Source organism: Pseudogulbenkiania sp. FW507-F1 (assembly GCF_058781125.1).
The window spans coordinates 17,021-33,151 of record NZ_JBYSWM010000020.1; the positions used below are offsets into that span (position 1 = coordinate 17,021).

General features: G+C 66.0%; 16 protein-coding genes. 9 read left to right on the top strand and 7 right to left on the bottom strand.

Annotation, left to right across the window (positions count from 1 at the left end):
* Positions 1-5: 5 nt before the first annotated feature.
* Complete coding sequence (locus tag AC3WG5_RS13500) at positions 6-908, top strand: DMT family transporter (RefSeq protein ID WP_492569049.1); 903 nt, start codon at positions 6-8, stop codon at positions 906-908.
* A gap of 561 nt (positions 909-1,469) precedes the next feature.
* On the top strand, positions 1,470-2,990 hold the full coding sequence (locus AC3WG5_RS13505) for a sensor histidine kinase (protein ID WP_492569050.1): 1,521 nt from the start codon (positions 1,470-1,472) through the stop codon (positions 2,988-2,990).
* Positions 2,991-3,080: 90 nt separating this feature from the next.
* On the opposite strand, the gene adk is transcribed toward AC3WG5_RS13505, so the two are convergent.
* Genes adk through AC3WG5_RS13535 form a run of 6 tightly spaced genes read right to left on the bottom strand, consistent with a single transcriptional unit; the run spans position 3,081 to position 6,793 of the window.
* Entirely contained in the window at positions 3,081-3,734 is a 654-nt protein-coding gene (gene adk / locus AC3WG5_RS13510; protein WP_008954901.1) for an adenylate kinase, read from the bottom strand.
* Between the two features lie 40 nt (positions 3,735-3,774).
* Positions 3,775-4,551 carry a 3-deoxy-manno-octulosonate cytidylyltransferase gene (kdsB, locus tag AC3WG5_RS13515; RefSeq protein WP_492569051.1) on the bottom strand — a complete coding sequence of 259 codons (777 nt, stop codon included), beginning with the start codon at positions 4,549-4,551 and terminating at the stop codon, positions 3,775-3,777.
* On the bottom strand, positions 4,548-4,730 hold the full coding sequence (locus AC3WG5_RS13520) for a Trm112 family protein (protein ID WP_008954899.1): 183 nt from the start codon (positions 4,728-4,730) through the stop codon (positions 4,548-4,550). The genes kdsB and AC3WG5_RS13520 overlap by 4 nt, the downstream gene beginning before the upstream one ends.
* Positions 4,720-5,730 carry a tetraacyldisaccharide 4'-kinase gene (gene lpxK / locus AC3WG5_RS13525; protein ID WP_492569052.1) on the bottom strand — a complete coding sequence of 337 codons (1,011 nt, stop codon included), beginning with the start codon at positions 5,728-5,730 and terminating at the stop codon, positions 4,720-4,722. The genes AC3WG5_RS13520 and lpxK overlap by 11 nt, the downstream gene beginning before the upstream one ends.
* Positions 5,727-6,155: an ExbD/TolR family protein gene (locus AC3WG5_RS13530; RefSeq protein WP_008954897.1), complete on the bottom strand. Its 429-nt coding sequence runs from the start codon at positions 6,153-6,155 to the stop codon at positions 5,727-5,729. The genes lpxK and AC3WG5_RS13530 overlap by 4 nt, the downstream gene beginning before the upstream one ends.
* 8 nt (positions 6,156-6,163) lie before the next feature.
* Complete coding sequence (locus AC3WG5_RS13535; protein WP_482584195.1) at positions 6,164-6,793, bottom strand: MotA/TolQ/ExbB proton channel family protein; 630 nt, start codon at positions 6,791-6,793, stop codon at positions 6,164-6,166.
* Positions 6,794-7,146: 353 nt separating this feature from the next.
* Here AC3WG5_RS13535 and xseA point away from each other — a divergent pair, with 353 nt between their 5' ends.
* Positions 7,147-8,502: an exodeoxyribonuclease VII large subunit gene (xseA, locus tag AC3WG5_RS13540; RefSeq protein WP_482584194.1), complete on the top strand. Its 1,356-nt coding sequence runs from the start codon at positions 7,147-7,149 to the stop codon at positions 8,500-8,502.
* Between the two features lie 171 nt (positions 8,503-8,673).
* Positions 8,674-9,132: a DUF4442 domain-containing protein gene (locus AC3WG5_RS13545; protein ID WP_236261596.1), complete on the top strand. Its 459-nt coding sequence runs from the start codon at positions 8,674-8,676 to the stop codon at positions 9,130-9,132.
* Positions 9,133-9,392: 260 nt separating this feature from the next.
* On the opposite strand, the gene AC3WG5_RS13550 is transcribed toward AC3WG5_RS13545, so the two are convergent.
* Complete coding sequence (locus AC3WG5_RS13550; RefSeq protein ID WP_008954893.1) at positions 9,393-9,689, bottom strand: ArsR/SmtB family transcription factor; 297 nt, start codon at positions 9,687-9,689, stop codon at positions 9,393-9,395.
* A gap of 102 nt (positions 9,690-9,791) precedes the next feature.
* Here AC3WG5_RS13550 and gpmI point away from each other — a divergent pair, with 102 nt between their 5' ends.
* The 5 genes from gpmI to AC3WG5_RS13575 all read left to right on the top strand — a co-directional run bounded on the left by gpmI (position 9,792) and on the right by AC3WG5_RS13575 (position 16,085).
* Positions 9,792-11,312 (top strand): 2,3-bisphosphoglycerate-independent phosphoglycerate mutase, encoded by a 1,521-nt coding sequence (gene gpmI / locus AC3WG5_RS13555; protein WP_492569053.1) that lies wholly within the window; start codon positions 9,792-9,794, stop codon positions 11,310-11,312.
* Complete coding sequence (locus AC3WG5_RS13560; RefSeq protein ID WP_014088237.1) at positions 11,309-12,622, top strand: murein hydrolase activator EnvC family protein; 1,314 nt, start codon at positions 11,309-11,311, stop codon at positions 12,620-12,622. Before gpmI ends, AC3WG5_RS13560 begins: the two co-directional genes overlap by 4 nt.
* Positions 12,623-12,655: 33 nt before the next feature.
* Entirely contained in the window at positions 12,656-14,074 is a 1,419-nt protein-coding gene (locus AC3WG5_RS13565; protein WP_014088238.1) for a S41 family peptidase, read from the top strand.
* 341 nt (positions 14,075-14,415) lie between these two features.
* The gene (gene argA, locus AC3WG5_RS13570; RefSeq protein WP_008954889.1) at positions 14,416-15,726 is read left to right on the top strand and encodes an amino-acid N-acetyltransferase; all 1,311 of its coding nucleotides are present in this window, start codon (positions 14,416-14,418) and stop codon (positions 15,724-15,726) included.
* 83 nt (positions 15,727-15,809) lie between these two features.
* Entirely contained in the window at positions 15,810-16,085 is a 276-nt protein-coding gene (locus AC3WG5_RS13575; RefSeq protein WP_008954888.1) for an oxidative damage protection protein, read from the top strand.
* Positions 16,086-16,131 lie beyond the last annotated feature (46 nt).

Here is a 16,131-nt window from a genome sequence, read left to right on the forward strand (position 1 = left end):
CCCCTTTGAGTCGCCAAAAGCAAGCCTACGCTTACGGCCTGTCCGCCGTGCTGGCGTGGTCGACCGTGGCCACCGCCTTCAAGATCAGCCTGGCGCACCTCAGCCCGGCGCAACTGGTACTCTACAGCACCGCGTTCTCGCTGCTGTCGCTGCTGCTCATCCTGTTGTGCCAGGGCCGCCTCGGCGAATTGAAAACCGCGTTCGGCCAACATTGGCGACGCTCGCTGATCCTGGGCGCGATCAACCCCTTCCTCTACTACCTGATCCTGTTCCAGGCTTACTCGCTGCTGCCGGCACAGGAAGCCCAGGCGATCAACTACACCTGGGCGCTGACCATGACGCTGCTGGCGGTGCCGCTGTTGAAACAGCCGCTGAAAGGACGCGATGCGCTGGCGGCGCTGATCTGCTATCTCGGCGTGCTGGTGATCGGCACGCGCGGCGAGCTGCTGACGCTGCATTTTTCCAGTCTGGCCGGGGTCGGCTGCGCCCTGCTCTCCACGCTGCTGTGGGCCGCCTACTGGATTTTCAACACGCGCGACCAGCGTGAACCGGTGTTGGGGCTCACGCTCAACTTCCTGCTGGCCTTGCCCCTCATCGTGATCTGGTGCGCGCTCAGCGGCGAACTGCGCCCCGTGGCCTGGCAGGGGATCGCGGGTGCCGCCTACGTCGGCGCGCTCGAGATGGGCTTCACCTTCGTCATGTGGCTCACGGCGATGAAACTGACCAGCAGCACCGCCAAGATCGCCAACCTGATCTTCCTGTCGCCGCTGCTGTCGCTGGTGCTGATCTGGCTGGTGATCGGCGAGCCCATCCTCGGCTCGACCCTGATCGGACTCGGCCTGATCCTCTCCGGCCTGTTACTGCAAAAGCTGCCGACCAGAAACGCCGCGGCGGCGCACGCCAGCTGAAATGGACCGGGCTGCCGGCCTGGCCCGCCCCTTCCGTCACTCCCTTCCCACCGGCGCCATGGCCACCGTCCCGATCATGGCGGCTACCCCGCCCCTGGCCATGCCGGAGACCGCGTCGTCGAGCCGCACCGTGCGCGGGACCATCCGGCGGCCTCTGTCGCTGAACACCCTCGCCCGATACGGTGCCGTCCTCCGGGCCTCGGGCAGCGCGCTCGAGGACACCGCCACGCGCCTTGTCGGTGCGGCGTCCCGCCTGCGTTCGCGACAGGCGACATCACCCGGCCCGTCGCCGCAACCCGGCAGCCTCCCGGCAGTAGCAGCGAGGATGCCACTCGTGGCCGTGGCCCCTGCCGTCGTCCCCTGCCATTCCAGGGCCCGGGCCGGAACGCCTGACAGCAGCAGCATCAGCCCGGCCAGCAATGTTCTCGTTCTCATGACAAGTCCCTCGCAACACGGTGCCTGAACCAGCAGCGATCGTATTTACCCTACCCGATTTGTGTTTTTTTGCTTTTACATGGTCAACATATAGGATAAAAGACACGGCTAGTGCAGAAAGGGGTTATGCGTACGTTCACAGGAAAACTGGCAATCTGGCTGCTCGGCGGCGCCACCCTGCTGCTCACAGGGCTGGGCGTGGTCTGCAACGATTACAGCCGGCGACAGGATCAAAGCGAGTACATGGCGCTCAGAAAGTCGCTGACCAATCGACTGGAGCTCACCTTGCCGCATGGCGTCTGGCAACTCGACGAACCCTACCTGCGGCAGCTGCTCGACGCCGAGCTGGCCTGGTCGGCGGTGGAGGCCATCCGCATCCAGGGCGATGCCGGGCTCAATCTCGGCCGTATCCGCGATGGGCGCGCCGTGCGCGACATGACGCCGGCCGACCAGCCGCCGGCGGACGACCGGCTCAGCTTTGCCATCACCTACCTGAAGCAGGAACAGCTCGCCCAGGCCACGGTCTACCTGAGCCGCGAATCGCTGCGGCTCAAGGAGCAGCAACGCCGTCTCGACCTGCTGCTGCAGGTGCTGCTGGTGGACGGGGGGCTGTGGCTTCTGCTGCGCTACGCCCTGCAGCGCCACCTGCGGCAACCGCTCGACCAGCTGCGACAACAGCTGGAGAAGGCGCTAGCCCAGAGCGCACCAGAACCCGCCGCCGACAACACCGGCGCCGTCAGCCAGGAGTTCGCCCCCCTTCTCGACAGCGCGCGGCGCCTTGGCGAGCAACGGCGCCTCGACCTCGTCACCCTGCAGCGTGCCGATGCCCGAGCACAGGAAGAGAAGCAGCGCGCCCAACAGGCCTTCCAGCAGCTTGAGCTGGCACAACAGACCCTGGAGGAAAGCGAGAACCTGGCCACGTTGGGGCGGCTTGGGGCCGACGTCGCCCATGAAATCAACACCCCGATCGGGGTCACGTTGAGCACCGCCTCCAGCCTCGCCAACACCACCCATTACCTGACGGAGAGCCTTAACGCCGGGACCATCAAGAAGAGCGAATTCCTGGACTATCTGGCGCATACCGAAGAGAGCTGCCAGCTACTGCTCTCCAGTGCGGAACGCGCGGCGGACCTGGTCCACAGCTTCCGCCAGATCGCACAGGACCAGACCGGCGAGACGCGGCGCCAATTCCCGCTGACGGCCTACCTGGAAGAAATCGTCCGCAACCTGAAGCCACAGCGCGAGAGCACCAACCTGGACATCGAACTGCACGGGGAACTCGACGTGCTGATGGACAGCTATCCGGGTGCACTGTTCCAGGTGGTGAGCCAGTTGCTGGAGAATGCCACGCTCCACGCCTTCCAAGCGGGACAACGTGGGCGGATACGGCTGGAGAGCGCCTTGCGGGACGAGCGGCACGTCCGCATCAGCATCAGCGACAGCGGTTGCGGCATCGCTCCGGAAAACCTGGACCGGGTGTTCGAGCCGTTTTTCACCACCCGCGGCGGACAGGAACACCGCGGGCTCGGGCTCTACCTTGCCAACAGCAAGGCACGCCAGCCGCTGGGCGGCACCCTGACGGTGGCAAGCCAGCCGGGCCAGGGCTCGGTCTTCACCCTGGACATTCCCTGCCAGGCGCCTTTCTGAACCAGGGCGTAGCCTGAAGGGCCTGCGCAGCCCCCCAGGCGCAAAAAAAGGACGGCCTGACCGTCCTTTTTCATCGTCTTGCCGTCTCGATCAACCCAAAGCGGCAAAGACCTGGTCGCGTACCGCTTCTACCGCCTGGGTGCCGTCGATCTTGACGTATTTCGGCGCCGTAGCGTCGCCAGCAGCGGCCTGTTGCGAGTAGTAGCCAACCAGCACTTCGGTCTGCTCGTGGTAGACCGCCAGACGCTTGAGCACGGTTTCTTCCTTGTCGTCGTCGCGCTGGATCAGCTCTTCGCCGGTGACGTCGTCACGACCTTCCGCCTTGGGCGGGTTGTACTTGACATGGTAGGTGCGGCCGGAAGCCACGTGCACGCGGCGGCCGGACATGCGGTCGACGATCAGAGCGTCCGGCACGTCGATTTCCACCACGTAGTCGATGGCGACGCCGGCTTCCTTCATCGCTTCGGCTTGCGGAATGGTGCGCGGGAAACCATCGAACAGGAAACCGTTGGCGCAGTCGGCTTCGGCGATGCGCTCCTTGACGAGACCGATGATGATGTCGTCACGCACGAGGCCACCCTCGTCCATGATCTTCTTGGCTTCCAGGCCCAGCGGGGTACCCGCCTTCACCGCGGCGCGCAGCATGTCGCCGGTGGAGATTTGCGGAATGCCGAACTTTTCCTTGATGTAGTTGGCCTGGGTGCCCTTGCCGGCGCCCGGAGCGCCCAACAGAATCATTCTCATGAATTACTCTCCCGTCAAAGTTTGCGTTTCGTCTTTTGTGCTAATCGTTTTTCGAGCGGGCGGCGAACAGAGTACGCACCCGCTCGAGATCATCTGGCGTATCGACTCCGGCTGGCGGCGCGTCGGCGACGGTGGCCACCATGATGGGGTAGCCGTGCCACAGCACGCGCAACTGCTCCAGCGCCTCGAACGTTTCCAGCGGCGCAGGCGTCAGCGAAGTGTAGGTAGAGAGAAAACCCGCCTGGTAGGCGTACATGCCGATGTGCCGCAGAACCGGTAGCTCGGGCGGCAAAACGTTCACATCCTGAGCGAACGCATCTCGGGCATAGGGGATGGGTGCCCGACTAAAATAAAGAGCACGGCCGGTCCGGTCAAGCACCACTTTCACGACGTTGGGATTAAACACGTCGGCGGCACAGTGGATGGGGTGCGCCAGCGTCGCCATCGGCACGCCGGATTCGGCCATCAGGCCGGCCAGGCGGTCGATCAGCGCCGGATCGATCAGCGGTTCGTCGCCCTGCACGTTGACGATGATCTCGTCCGCGGCCAGGCTGAGCGTGGCGGCGACCTCGGCCAGGCGATCGGTGCCGCTGGCATGGTCTGCCCGGGTCATCACCGCGCGTACGCCGTGAGCGGTGCACGCCGTGACGATATCCGGATGATCGGTGGCGACGATCACCGCGCGCGCTGCCGACTTGGCAGCCTGCTCGGCCACCCGTACCACCATCGGCTTGCCGGCGATGTCGGCCAGCGGCTTGCCGGGCAGCCGGCTCGACGCCATGCGCGCCGGGACCACCACGGTAAAGCCGCGGCTCATTCCACCTCTTCCTCGGCCGGCAGCTCGCGCGCCTCGCTCTCCAGCATCATCGGGATGCCGTCGCGGATGGGAAACGCCAGCCGGTCGCCCTTGCACACCAGCTCCTGTTCGGCCTTGCGGTACACCAGCGGGCCCTTGCACAGCGGGCACACCAGAATGTCGAGAAATTTAGCGTCCATGTCGTATCTTCAATCGGGCAAGAATCCAGTCGGCAAGGTCCGGGGCGAGCCGCGCCCGGACCGGCAGGACCCATAGTCTAGCACGATTGACGCAGTGCAACTTGACGGCGTCCTTGGCCGTCACCAGTACTGCATCGGCATCGTCCGGAATGTCCTGCTGCTGGAAAGCGTGGTGGTCGGGAAAAGCGAGCCGCCGGCCGGGATCGAGGCCCAGTTGTTCGAGGGTGCGGAAAAAACGTTCGGGATGGCCGATGCCGGCGAGCGCCACCAGCCGTTCGCCGGCGAAATCGGCGGCACGGCGCGTCCGCTCCGGCTCGGCCAGCGAGACGAAGGCGCCCGGCTCCAGCGTCATGGCAAAGCGCGGCACCGCGTCGGGCAGCCAGCGCGCCTCACCAGCCAACGCGCCGTTGAGCACGATCGCGTCGACCGAACGCAGCCGGCCGGCCGCCTCGCGCAGTGGCCCGTTGGGCAGCAGGCGGCCGTTGCCGATGCCGCGTGCGCCATCCAGCACCACCAGCTCCAGGTCGCGCCCCAGCCGGTAATGCTGCAGGCCGTCGTCGCTGAGAATCAGCTCCACCTCGGGATGGCGGTCGAGCAACAGGCGCCCCGCCGCGGCGCGGTCACGCCCGACCACCACCGGGGCGCCCCCGGCGGCCATCAGCAGCGGCTCATCGCCGACCTCGGCCGCCGTGGAGTGGGGCCCGACTTCGGTTGGAGCCTCGTGCTGGCCGCCATAGCCGCGGCTGATCACCCCGACCGCCACGCCACGCGCCCGGAACGCCTCGATCAGCGCCAGCGTCAGTGGCGTCTTGCCCACCCCGCCGACGTTGATGTTGCCGATCACGACGACCGGGACGGGCAGACGCTCGCAGCGGAACACGCCGCGACGGTAGAGGGTGCGACGCAGCGCCGACACGGCGGCGAACAGCCCCTCCAGCGGGGCGAGCAGCACGGTCAGCCAGGCGCGGGGATGGTACCAGTGGCGCTCGATCGCCTTCACGGCCGAGCGTCGGAAGGGAGTTGCGTGGCGAAGGTCAGTTGGGTCAGCCCGGCCAGCCGCGCCGCCTCCATCACCCCCACCACCGACTGGTGGCTGGCCTTGGCGTCGGCGTTGATCACCACCACCACGGCATGCTTGCCGGCGGCCAGGTCCTTCAGGCGCGCCACCAGACCGTCGCGATCACCGGCCGGCAGCTTGACCTCGCCCACCATCATGTCGCCGGCGGGCGACACCGCCACGTCGATCTCGTTGCTCTTTTCCGCCTGTGCCGCGCCCTGCGCCGCCGGCAGGTTGATCTTCAGTTCGGAATAGCGCGAATAGGTGGTGGTGACCATCAGGAAGATCAGGATCACCAGCAGCAGGTCGATCAGAGGGATGAAGTTGATTTCCGGTTCTTCCCGGTGCCGGCCACGTCGAAAGTTCATGCCGCGCCTCAGTGGTTGCCGTTGCCGTTCTTGCGCTCGCCGTGCAGCACTTCCACCAGCTTCACCGCCTGCGACTCCATGTCGACCAGCAGGGCGTCGACCTGGGCGCGGAAATGGCGGTAGAACATCATGCTGGGGATCGCCACGATCAGGCCGAACGCGGTGTTGTAGAGCGCCACGGAAATGCCGTGCGCCAGTGCGGTAGGATTGGTGCCGGACGGTGCCTGCGAACCGAAGATCTCGATCATGCCGATCACCGTGCCGAGCAGCCCCAGCAGCGGCGCCATGGCGGCGATGGTGCCGAGCGTGGTGAGGTAGCGTTCCAGTTGGTGCGCCACCAGGCGTCCCTCGTCCTCGATCGACTCTTTCATGACCTCACGGCTGGCATCGGCGTTGCGCAGCCCGGCGGCGAACAGCCGCCCCAGCGGCGAATGCTGGCCCAGCAACTGCAGCAGTTCCTGCGTTGCGCCGGCGCGGCGATATTCCTGCAAGGTCTGCCCCAGCAGCCCCTGCGGCGCCACCAGCGACTGACGCAAGCTGAAAAAACGCTCGAAAATGATGGTCAGCGAGATGACGGAGGCGACGATAATGGCCCAGATGGGCCAGCCTGCCGCTTCGATGATGGACCCCACAGGCATTCTCCAAGACGTATCACAAACGGTAGACTGTAGCCGGTTTGCCCGGGGTTCGGCAACCGCTCGGCAGCAGCTGCCACGTGGCTCCAAGAGAGATGGCTAAACCATGAATTTATAAGGGGAATTCCGGATCATCCACAAAAGCTGTGGATAAAATTGTGGACAAGCCTGGGAAAAATACCCGGAAGGATTGCCAGGCAAGGCTCCCCACGTTCTCGCCCACACATTGAGCACAACGACTAAGTCGTTGATTACATTGAATACGCACTACGCACAATGCGGCACGACCCGTCGTCTTGCCCGCTGGACCCGACTCCGCGACGCGGGACTTTTTTGCTGTGGATGACTTGACAACCATGATTTTCGACCAAACCCATAACGACGTCATCAGCGTCTCGGCACTCAACCGCATGGCGCGCGACCTGCTGGAAAGTGGTCTGCCGGCGCTATGGATCGGCGGCGAGATTTCCAACCTGACGCTGGCCGCCTCGGGTCACGCCTACTTTCTGTTGAAAGACGGCAGCGCGCAGATCCGCTGCGTGATGTTCCGCCACAAGCTGGCCGGGCTCGGCTTTCGCCCCGGCGAGGGCATGCAGGTCGAGCTCAAGGGCCTGGTGACGCTGTACGAGGCGCGCGGCGAATACCAGATCAACGTCGACAGCATGCGCTCGGCCGGCCTCGGCCGCCTGTTCGAGGCCTACGAAAAACTGAAGCAGAAGCTGACTGCGGAAGGCCTGTTCGATGCCGCCCGCAAGCGGCCGATCCCGGCGCACCCGGCCGCCATCGGCATCGTCACCTCGCCGGCCGCGGCCGCGCTGCGCGACGTGGTGACCACGCTGCGCCGGCGCATGCCGAGCATCCCGGTCATCCTCTACCCGTCCCAGGTGCAGGGCCAGGGCTCGGCCGAGCAACTGGCCGCCGCGATCCAGCGGGCCGGCGAGCGGCGCGAGGTGGGCGTGCTGATCGTCTGCCGCGGCGGCGGCAGCATCGAGGACCTGTGGTCGTTCAACGAGGAAGGGGTGGCGCGTGCCATCGCCGCCTGCCCGATCCCGGTGGTCAGCGGCGTCGGCCACGAAACCGACTTCACCATCAGCGACTTCGTCGCCGACCGCCGCGCGCCGACCCCGACCGCCGCCGCCGAGCTGGTCTCGCCCAGCCGCGAACACCTGCAGGGTCAGGTCGAACTGGCGCGGCGCCACCTGGCGCGGGCGCTCGGCCGGCTGCTCACCGACAAGGCGCAGCGGCTCGACTTCCTGTCGCGCCGGCTGAAGCACCCCGGCGAGCACCTGCGCCGTCAGCGCGAATCGCTAAGGTTGGCCGAAGACCGGCTGCGGCGGCACGTGCAGGGGCTGCTCGAGCAACGCCGCTGGCGCCTGCAGTTGGCCGAGAGCCGGCTTCGACGCCACCGTCCGGACCTGGCGCAGCACGTCCAGCAACTCGACCGCCTGAGCGAAGCGCTGCACCGCGCCGGCGACGGCTGGGTGGGCAGGCATCGGCTGACGCTGGTGCGACTGGCCGGCACGCTGGAGGCGATGAACCCACAGGCGGTGCTGGAGCGGGGCTACGCCATCGTGCAGAAGGCCGACGGGCGCGCCGTGCGCTCGCCGCTGGAGCTGCTCAACCACGAGCGCGTGACGCTGCAGTTGGCCGAAGGCCGCACCGAAGCCATCATCGACCACCCCGCCGGCGCCCAGCCGGAACTGCCGTTCTGAGCACCGGCGCCGGGTCTTGCTGCATGCCCCGGCGCCGGGAGCAAACACGCCACGTACGGCTCTCTCCCCGCCGCTGGCGGCGCGCGACAAAGCCTGGACAGGATCGGAACTTGACAGAGAGGCCACGGGGAGAGGAGCATGCCGTCGTTCAAACAAACGTTTGATATCGACATGACCCCCTCCCCCCGCCTGGTCAAGACCCTCATCAACCTGTGGCCGCCGTTTCTCGGCGCCGGTATCCGCGTCAGCCGCATCGCCACCGACTGGCGCGAAGTCGACGTCAGCCTGCGCCTCGGGCTCACCAACCGTAACTACGTCGGCGTGCACTTCGGCGGCAGCCTGTACGCCATGACCGACCCGTTCTTCATGCTGATGCTGATGAACTGCCTCGGGCGCGATTACTACGTGTGGGACCGTGCCGGCCGCATCGACTACCTCAAGCCAGGGCGCGGGCGGGTCAACGCGCGCTTCCGCCTGGACGAAACCCAACTGGCCGAGATCCGCCATCACACCGCCGGCGGCGAGAAATACCTGCCCGAAATGACGGTGGACGTCGTCGACCACGCCGGCGAGGTCGTGGCCCGGGTACACAAGACGCTGTACGTCAGACGTAAAAAAGACCGTCGCTGACGGTCTCAGACTGCAAACTAAAGCACTCTGACAGCTTGCTACAGGCCCCGGCCGAGCCGGGCCTCTACACCCCAGGGGTTGATTCCGCAGCCTGCCCATCTATTCCCGATCCTTCGCTGAGCCCATCTCTGCGTGCAAATCGCTGATTTGCTCAGCGATGGATTGGCACGCAGTCTGCCCTTGCCCGGCAAGGGAGCCTTGCGACGCTCGAGATGAGACCGGCGCCGGGGCCGGAGAATCGGCGGTGCTGGCTGCGGACCTCAGTCGCCGAAGCCGCCGAACACCTCGCGCATCCGGCTCAGCACCTCCAGCGTACGCAGGTCGCCGACACGGTAGTACACCCGGTTGGCGTCCTTGCGCGTGCGCAGCACCCCCTTGTCACGCATGATGGCCAGGTGCTGCGAGATATTGCTCTGCGAGGTGCCGACCCGGTCGACAATGTCCTGCACGCTGATTTCGCCGTCACCCAGCACGGCGATGATCTTGAGGCGCAGCGGATGCGACATGGCCTTCATCGCGCGCGAGGTCTGTTCGATCTGGTTGTCGTTGAACAGCAAGGGGATCTCCGTGAATCTGTTATCAGTCTGATTGCGTTACAATACTACCCAAGCTGTTCAAACCCCATCAAGAATCCCTAATATTCTGGATCGCGCGCCCACATGAACGCACTCAAACCGGTACTCCTCCTGATCATGGACGGCTTCGGCCATCGCCTGGACGGCGACGACAACGCCATCCTGCACGCCCACACCCCGACCTGGGACGCCCTGCGCCAGCAGTACGCCTACGGCACCATCGACGCCTCCGAAGGCTTCGTCGGCCTGCCCGGCGGCCAGTTCGGCAACTCCGAAGTCGGCCACCTGAACATCGGTGCCGGACGCGTGGTGCAGCAGGATATCAGCCGCATCGACTGCGACATCGAGGATGGCCGCTTTGACAGCAACCCGGTCCTGACCGACGCCTTCGCCCACGCCAAGGGCAGCGCGCTGCACGTGCTAGGCCTGCTCTCCGACGGCGGCGTGCACGCCCACGAAAACCATATCCACGCGCTGATCCGGGCCGCCCACGCCGCCGACGTGGCGCACATCTACGTGCACGCCTTCCTCGACGGCCGCGACACGCCGCCGAAGAGCGCCGAAACCTACCTCAAGCGCCTCGACGCCGTACTGGCCGAATGCCCCGGCGCGCGCCTGGTGTCGGTGACCGGCCGCTACTGGGCGATGGACCGCGACAAGCGCTGGGAGCGCGTCGAGCCGGCCTACCGTCTGCTGGTCGACGGCGAAGGTCTGCACCACGCCGACAGCGGCCTCGCCGCGCTCGCCGCCGCCTACGCCCGTGGCGAGAACGACGAATTCGTCGCCGCCACCGCGATCGGCGACAAAACCGTGATGCAGGACGGCGACGTGGTGCTGTTCATGAACTACCGCGCCGACCGCGCCCGCCAGCTCACCACCGCGCTGACCGACCCGGCCTTCGACGGCTTTGCCGCGCGCCAGCCCAAGCTCGGCTACTTCGCCACGCTGACCTCCTACGGCGAGGCCTATGCCAACCCGGTGGCCTACGCCCCGCAAAAGATCCGCAACGGACTGGGCGAGTACCTGGCCGGCCTCGGTCTGAAGCAGCTGCGCATCGCCGAGACCGAGAAGTACCCGCACGTTACCTACTTCTTCAACGGCGGCGAAGAACAGGTCTACCCCGGTGAAGACCGCATCCTGGTGCCCTCGCCCAAGGTCGCCACCTACGACCTGCAGCCGGAAATGAACGCACCGGAAGTCACCGACAAGATCGTCGAGGCGATCCGCTCCGGCCAGTACCACGCCATCATCTGCAACTACGCCAACTGCGACATGGTCGGCCACACCGGCAATTTCGCCGCCGCGGTCAAGGCGGTGGAGGCGCTGGACGTGTGCATGGCGCGCTGCGTCGAGGCGATGCGCGCGGCCGGCGGCGAAGTCTTGATCACCGCCGACCACGGCAACTGCGAGAGCATGTTCGACAACATGCACGACCAGCCGCATACCCAGCACACCACCAACCCGGTGCCCTTCCTCTACATCGGCCGCCCCGCCCGCATCCGCGCCGGCGGCGCGCTGAAGGACATCGCACCGTCGCTGCTGGCGATGATGGGCCTGGGCAAACCCGCCGAAATGAGCGGCGAATCGCTGATCGACTTCCAGTGAAACCGTTCCTGTTGCTCTCCCTGCTGGCAGGGGCCGCGCTGGCGGCCCCTGCCGCCGCGCCCCTGTCCGTCGCCCCGCACCAGCAAGACCTGCAGCAGGTCCGCCAGGAAATCGACAGCCTCAAGAAGGACATCGCCCAGAAACAGGCGGTGAAGCAGGAGGCGCAGAGCGCCATCCAGGCCAGCGAGCAGGCGCTGCAGCAGACCAGCAAGTCGCTGGCCACGCTGGAACAGAAGCAAAGCAGCTCGGCACAGCAACTGGCCGAACTGCGCGCCCAGATCGAAGCGTCGCAGAACGAGCTGAAAGGCGTACGCAAACGGGTAGCCCACGTACTGAGCCGCCAGTACCAGGCCAGCCGCCACGACGCTATGAGCCTGATGCTCAACGCCGGCGACCCCAACCAGACCTCTCGCGACCTCACCTACTACACCTATATCGCCCGCGCCCAGCAGCAGCTGGTCGGCGACCTGATCGCCCGGCAGGGCGACCTGGAGGCGATGTCGTTCCAGCTGGAGCAGGAGCTGACCCGCATCAACAGCCTGTCGAGCCAGAAAGCACAGGAAAAGGGCCGCATCGAGCAAAACCGCGAGGCGCACCAGCAGAAGCTGGCGGCACTGGCCAGCGAAATCCGCGAGCGCCAGGGCAAGCTGGTGAAGCTGCAGGAAGACCAGCAGCGCCTGAGCAGCCTGATTGAGCAGATCAACCGCGAGATTGAGCGCCGCCGCCGCGAACAGGCGCGCAAGTTGGCCGAAGCCCGCCAGGCGCAGCAGGAAAAAGCCCGCAAGGCGGCCGAACGGCAGCGCCAGCTCGCCGCCGAAGCACGACGCCACGGCAAGCCAGCGCCCAAGGAAGCGGCCAAGCCGGTGAAACCGGAGCCGGAACCGGCGGTCGAAGCGATAGCCGACACCAGCAGCGCCGGCAAGGCCTTCAGGAGCCTGCAGGGTCGCATGCGCCTGCCGGTCTCCGGCAGCATCGCCGGTCGCTTCGGCACCCGGCGCGCCGAGGGCACCACCTGGAAGGGGCTGTTCATCAGCGCCTCGCCGGGCCAGCCGGTGCGCGTCGTCGCCGACGGCCAGGTAGTCTACGCCGACTCGCTGCGCGGCTTTGGCAACGCCGTGATCGTCGACCACGGCGGCAACTACCTCACCGTCTACACCGGGCTGTCCGCCATGAGCCGCAGCAGCGGCGAACGCGTGAAGGCCGGTGAGCAGCTCGGCAGCACCGGCACACTGGACAGCGGCGAGGCGGGGCTGTACTTTGAAATCCGCTACATGGGTCGCCCGGTCAACCCGCAAAGCTGGGCACCTTAACGGGAATACACAGACACTATGACGAGTCCACGCATGAAGAAACTGGCCCTGCTTACCGCCGGGGCACTGGCAGGCGGCGCCTTGACCTTGAGCCTGCAGGCGTTTGCCGACAAGGAGGCCAGCTCGCCGCTGCCGCTCAACGAGCTGCGCACCTTCGCCGAAGTATTCGGCCGCATCAAGCAGGACTACGTCGAGCCGGTGGAAGACAAGAAGCTGATCAACGAGGCGATCAAGGGCATGCTGACCGGCCTCGATCCGCACTCCGACTACCTCGACCCCGAGGCCTTCAAGGAAATGCGCGAAGGCACCCAGGGCGAATTCGGCGGTCTCGGCATCGAGATCGGCGCCGAAGACGGCCTGGTCAAGGTCATCGCCCCGATCGAGGACACCCCGGCGCAGAAGGCCGGCGTCAAGAGCGGCGACCTCATCATCAAGATCGACGACACCCCGGTGCGCGGCCTGAGCCTCAACGACGCCGTCAAGCGCATGCGCGGTAAGCCCGGCACCAAGGTCACCCTGACCATCGCCCGCAAGAGCGAGGCCAAGCCGCGCGTGGTCACCCTGGTGCGCGCGGTGATCAAGACCAAGAGCGTGAAATTCAAGCTGCTGGAACAGGATTACGGCTACGTGCGCGTCACCCAGTTCCAGGAACACACCGTGGAAAACCTGGCCCAGGCCCTGCAGACGCTGTACAAGGACAACAAGACCCCGCTCAAGGGGGTGATCCTCGACCTGCGCGACGACCCGGGCGGCCTGCTCAACGGCGCCGTCGGCGTCTCCGCCGCCTTCCTGCCCAAGGATGCCCTGGTGGTGTACACCGAAGGCCGCGCCGAAGACTCCAAGATGCGCCTGACCGCCAAGGTGCAGAACTACGCCCGCGGCGCTGCCGACCCGCTGGCCAAGCTGCCGGCCGGCATCAAGAACATCCCGATGGTGGTGCTGGTCAACGGCGGCTCGGCCTCGGCCTCGGAAATCGTCGCCGGCGCGCTGCAGGACCACAAGCGCGCCGTCGTGGTCGGCACCCAGACCTTCGGCAAGGGTTCGGTGCAGTCGGTGCTTCCGCTGGGCAACGCCGGTGGCATCAAGCTCACCACCGCGCGCTACTTCACGCCGAACGGCCGCTCGATCCAGGCCAAGGGCATCGAACCCGACGTGGTGGTGGAAGACGGCACCCTCAACGCGAACGATCAGCAACCGTTGCGCGTGCGCGAGGCCGACCTGGAAAACCACTTGGCCAACCCCAACGGTGACGACAAGGCCCCGGCCAAGCCGGTGCTCAAGCGCCCGACGATCAAGCCGGCCGCACCGGTGCAGCCCGCGCCGGACAATGGCAAGGACGCGCCCGACGAATCGTCGTCGCGTGAGCCGAACCCGAAAGCCGATTACCAGTTGGGCCAGGCCTTGAATATCCTCAAGGTGCAGCAAATACTGATCAATAAAAAGGGAAGCTAGGACAGCGCAGCCCTCCGGCGGGCAAGGCGTCCTGAGCCAGGAAGCCTTGCCATGCCAGCAGAAGCATCGTCCAAGCACTATCCCCTGCCCCGACCACGCCAGGAAGACGCCGGGCGTGCCGCCGCCTTGCCGCAGCCGCACCCCGGTATCCACATACCCTTCCGGTCTGCGACACGGCAGCCGATCATCCGCACCGCATCAGCCGAGGCCTCGCCGGCCGGCATCGCACAGCGACCGCCAGGCAGCGGCGTAGCTCAGGCTGCGACCAGATGAAATACCCCCTCATTCCTGCTACCCTTGGCGCCACCTCAAACCCGACCCCGGCAGGAGCCAGAACCGACATGCTGACCAGAGAGTTTGTCCTCTCTTTCCGTGAAGCCGCCCCTTACATCAACGCCTTCCGCGGCAAGACTTTCGTCATGGCGATCAACGGCGAAACCGTGCGCGATGGCCGCTTTCCCAGCCTGGCCAAGGACATCCACCTGCTGGTCAGCCTGGGCGTACGCATCGTGCTGGTGCACGGCGCGCGCTGGCAGATCGACGTGCTGGCCCAGCGTGCCGGACATGCCCAGGTTTTCCGCGGCGACAAACGCAGCACCGACAGCCAGACGCTGGAGCTGGTCAAGCAGGCGGTCGGCTATACCCGCCACGAGATCGAAGCCGCGCTGTCGTCCAGCATGCGCCATGTCCCGGTGCAGGGCAGCCAATTGCGCGTCGCCAGCGGCAACTTCCTCACCGCCCAGCCGATGGGGGTGATCGAGGGCATGGACATGCAGTACACCGGCAGCGTGCGCCGGGTCGACAGCGAGGCGATGCAGGCGCGCCTCGACGCCGGCGACCTAGTGCTGGTCTCCTGCATCGGCTACTCGCCCACCGGCGAGGCCTTCAACCTGACCATGGAAGAAGTCGCCACCCACATCGCCATCGCCCTGAAAGCGGAAAAACTGCTGTTCATGGTGGACAGCCAGGGCGTCACCAACAGCCAGGGCGAGTTCGCCAGCACGCTCACCGCCCACGAGGCCGAAGCGCTGATCGCCAGCGGCAACCTGCAGGGCGACGTGGCCGCCTACATGCCGTACGCGGTGAAGGCGGTGCGCCAGGGCGTGGCTCGGGCCCACATGATCGGCCGCTTCGACGACGGCGCCATCCTGGAAGAACTGTTCACCGACGGCGGCAACGGCACCATGCTGGCGCGCGATCCGCTGGTGAAGGTGCGCAACGCGTCGATCGACGACATCGGCGACATCATCGACCTGATCCGTCCACTGGAAGAACAGGGCATCCTGGTCAAGCGCAGCCGCGAGTTGCTGGAGATGGAGATCAAGTCGTATTCGGTGCTGGAGCACGACGGCAAGATCTTCGGCTGCGTCGCCATGCACCCCTTCCCCGACGCCGGCATGGCGGAACTGGCCTGCCTCGCGGTCTCCCAGCAGAAACGCGACGCCGGCTTTGGCGAGGAGCTGCTCAAGCACGTCGAATACCTGGCGCGCGCGCAGGGCCTGGCCTCGCTGTTCGTGCTCACCACCCAGACCGCGCACTGGTTCGTCGAGCGAGGCTTCGCCGCCGCCGACATCAGCCAACTGCCGCTGGGGAAGCAGCGGCTCTACAATTACCAGCGCCGCTCCAAGGTGTTCATCAAACCCTTGCGCTGAGCCCGTTCTTGGCTGGAAGCCCTGTCATCTCTATGACACAATACGGTAGTAATCTGTTATCCAATTAGCTGCAAGGAAGCGCAATGGCTAGAACCGTCAACTGCATCAAGCTGGGCCGCGAAGCGGAAGGCATGGATTTCCCGCCGCTGCCGGGTGAACTGGGCAAGCGGGTATTCGAGAATGTCTCCAAGGAAGCCTGGCAAGGCTGGCTGCGTTACCAGACCATGCTGATCAACGAAAACCGCCTCAACCTGGCCGACGCCCGCGCCCGCCAGTACTTGGCCGCCCAACTGGAAGCATACTTCTTCGGCGACGGCGCCGATGCACCGGCAGGCTACACCCCACCAGGAAGCAACTGATCCCGGCAAAGCCCTCCGCGCGAGGGCTTTTTCGTCCCTACAACCA

Coding starts and splice junctions, on each gene's coding strand:
- AC3WG5_RS13505 (WP_492569050.1), top strand. CDS start 1,470: ATGCGTACGTTCACAGGAAAACTGGCAATCTGGCTGCTCGGCGGCGCC.
- adk (WP_008954901.1), bottom strand. CDS start 3,734: ATGAGAATGATTCTGTTGGGCGCTCCGGGCGCCGGCAAGGGCACCCAG.
- kdsB (WP_492569051.1), bottom strand. CDS start 4,551: ATGAGCCGCGGCTTTACCGTGGTGGTCCCGGCGCGCATGGCGTCGAGC.
- AC3WG5_RS13520 (WP_008954899.1), bottom strand. CDS start 4,730: ATGGACGCTAAATTTCTCGACATTCTGGTGTGCCCGCTGTGCAAGGGC.
- AC3WG5_RS13530 (WP_008954897.1), bottom strand. CDS start 6,155: ATGAACTTTCGACGTGGCCGGCACCGGGAAGAACCGGAAATCAACTTC.
- AC3WG5_RS13535 (WP_482584195.1), bottom strand. CDS start 6,793: ATGCCTGTGGGGTCCATCATCGAAGCGGCAGGCTGGCCCATCTGGGCC.
- xseA (WP_482584194.1), top strand. CDS start 7,147: ATGATTTTCGACCAAACCCATAACGACGTCATCAGCGTCTCGGCACTC.
- AC3WG5_RS13545 (WP_236261596.1), top strand. CDS start 8,674: ATGACCCCCTCCCCCCGCCTGGTCAAGACCCTCATCAACCTGTGGCCG.
- gpmI (WP_492569053.1), top strand. CDS start 9,792: ATGAACGCACTCAAACCGGTACTCCTCCTGATCATGGACGGCTTCGGC.
- AC3WG5_RS13565 (WP_014088238.1), top strand. CDS start 12,656: ATGAAGAAACTGGCCCTGCTTACCGCCGGGGCACTGGCAGGCGGCGCC.
- argA (WP_008954889.1), top strand. CDS start 14,416: ATGCTGACCAGAGAGTTTGTCCTCTCTTTCCGTGAAGCCGCCCCTTAC.
- AC3WG5_RS13575 (WP_008954888.1), top strand. CDS start 15,810: ATGGCTAGAACCGTCAACTGCATCAAGCTGGGCCGCGAAGCGGAAGGC.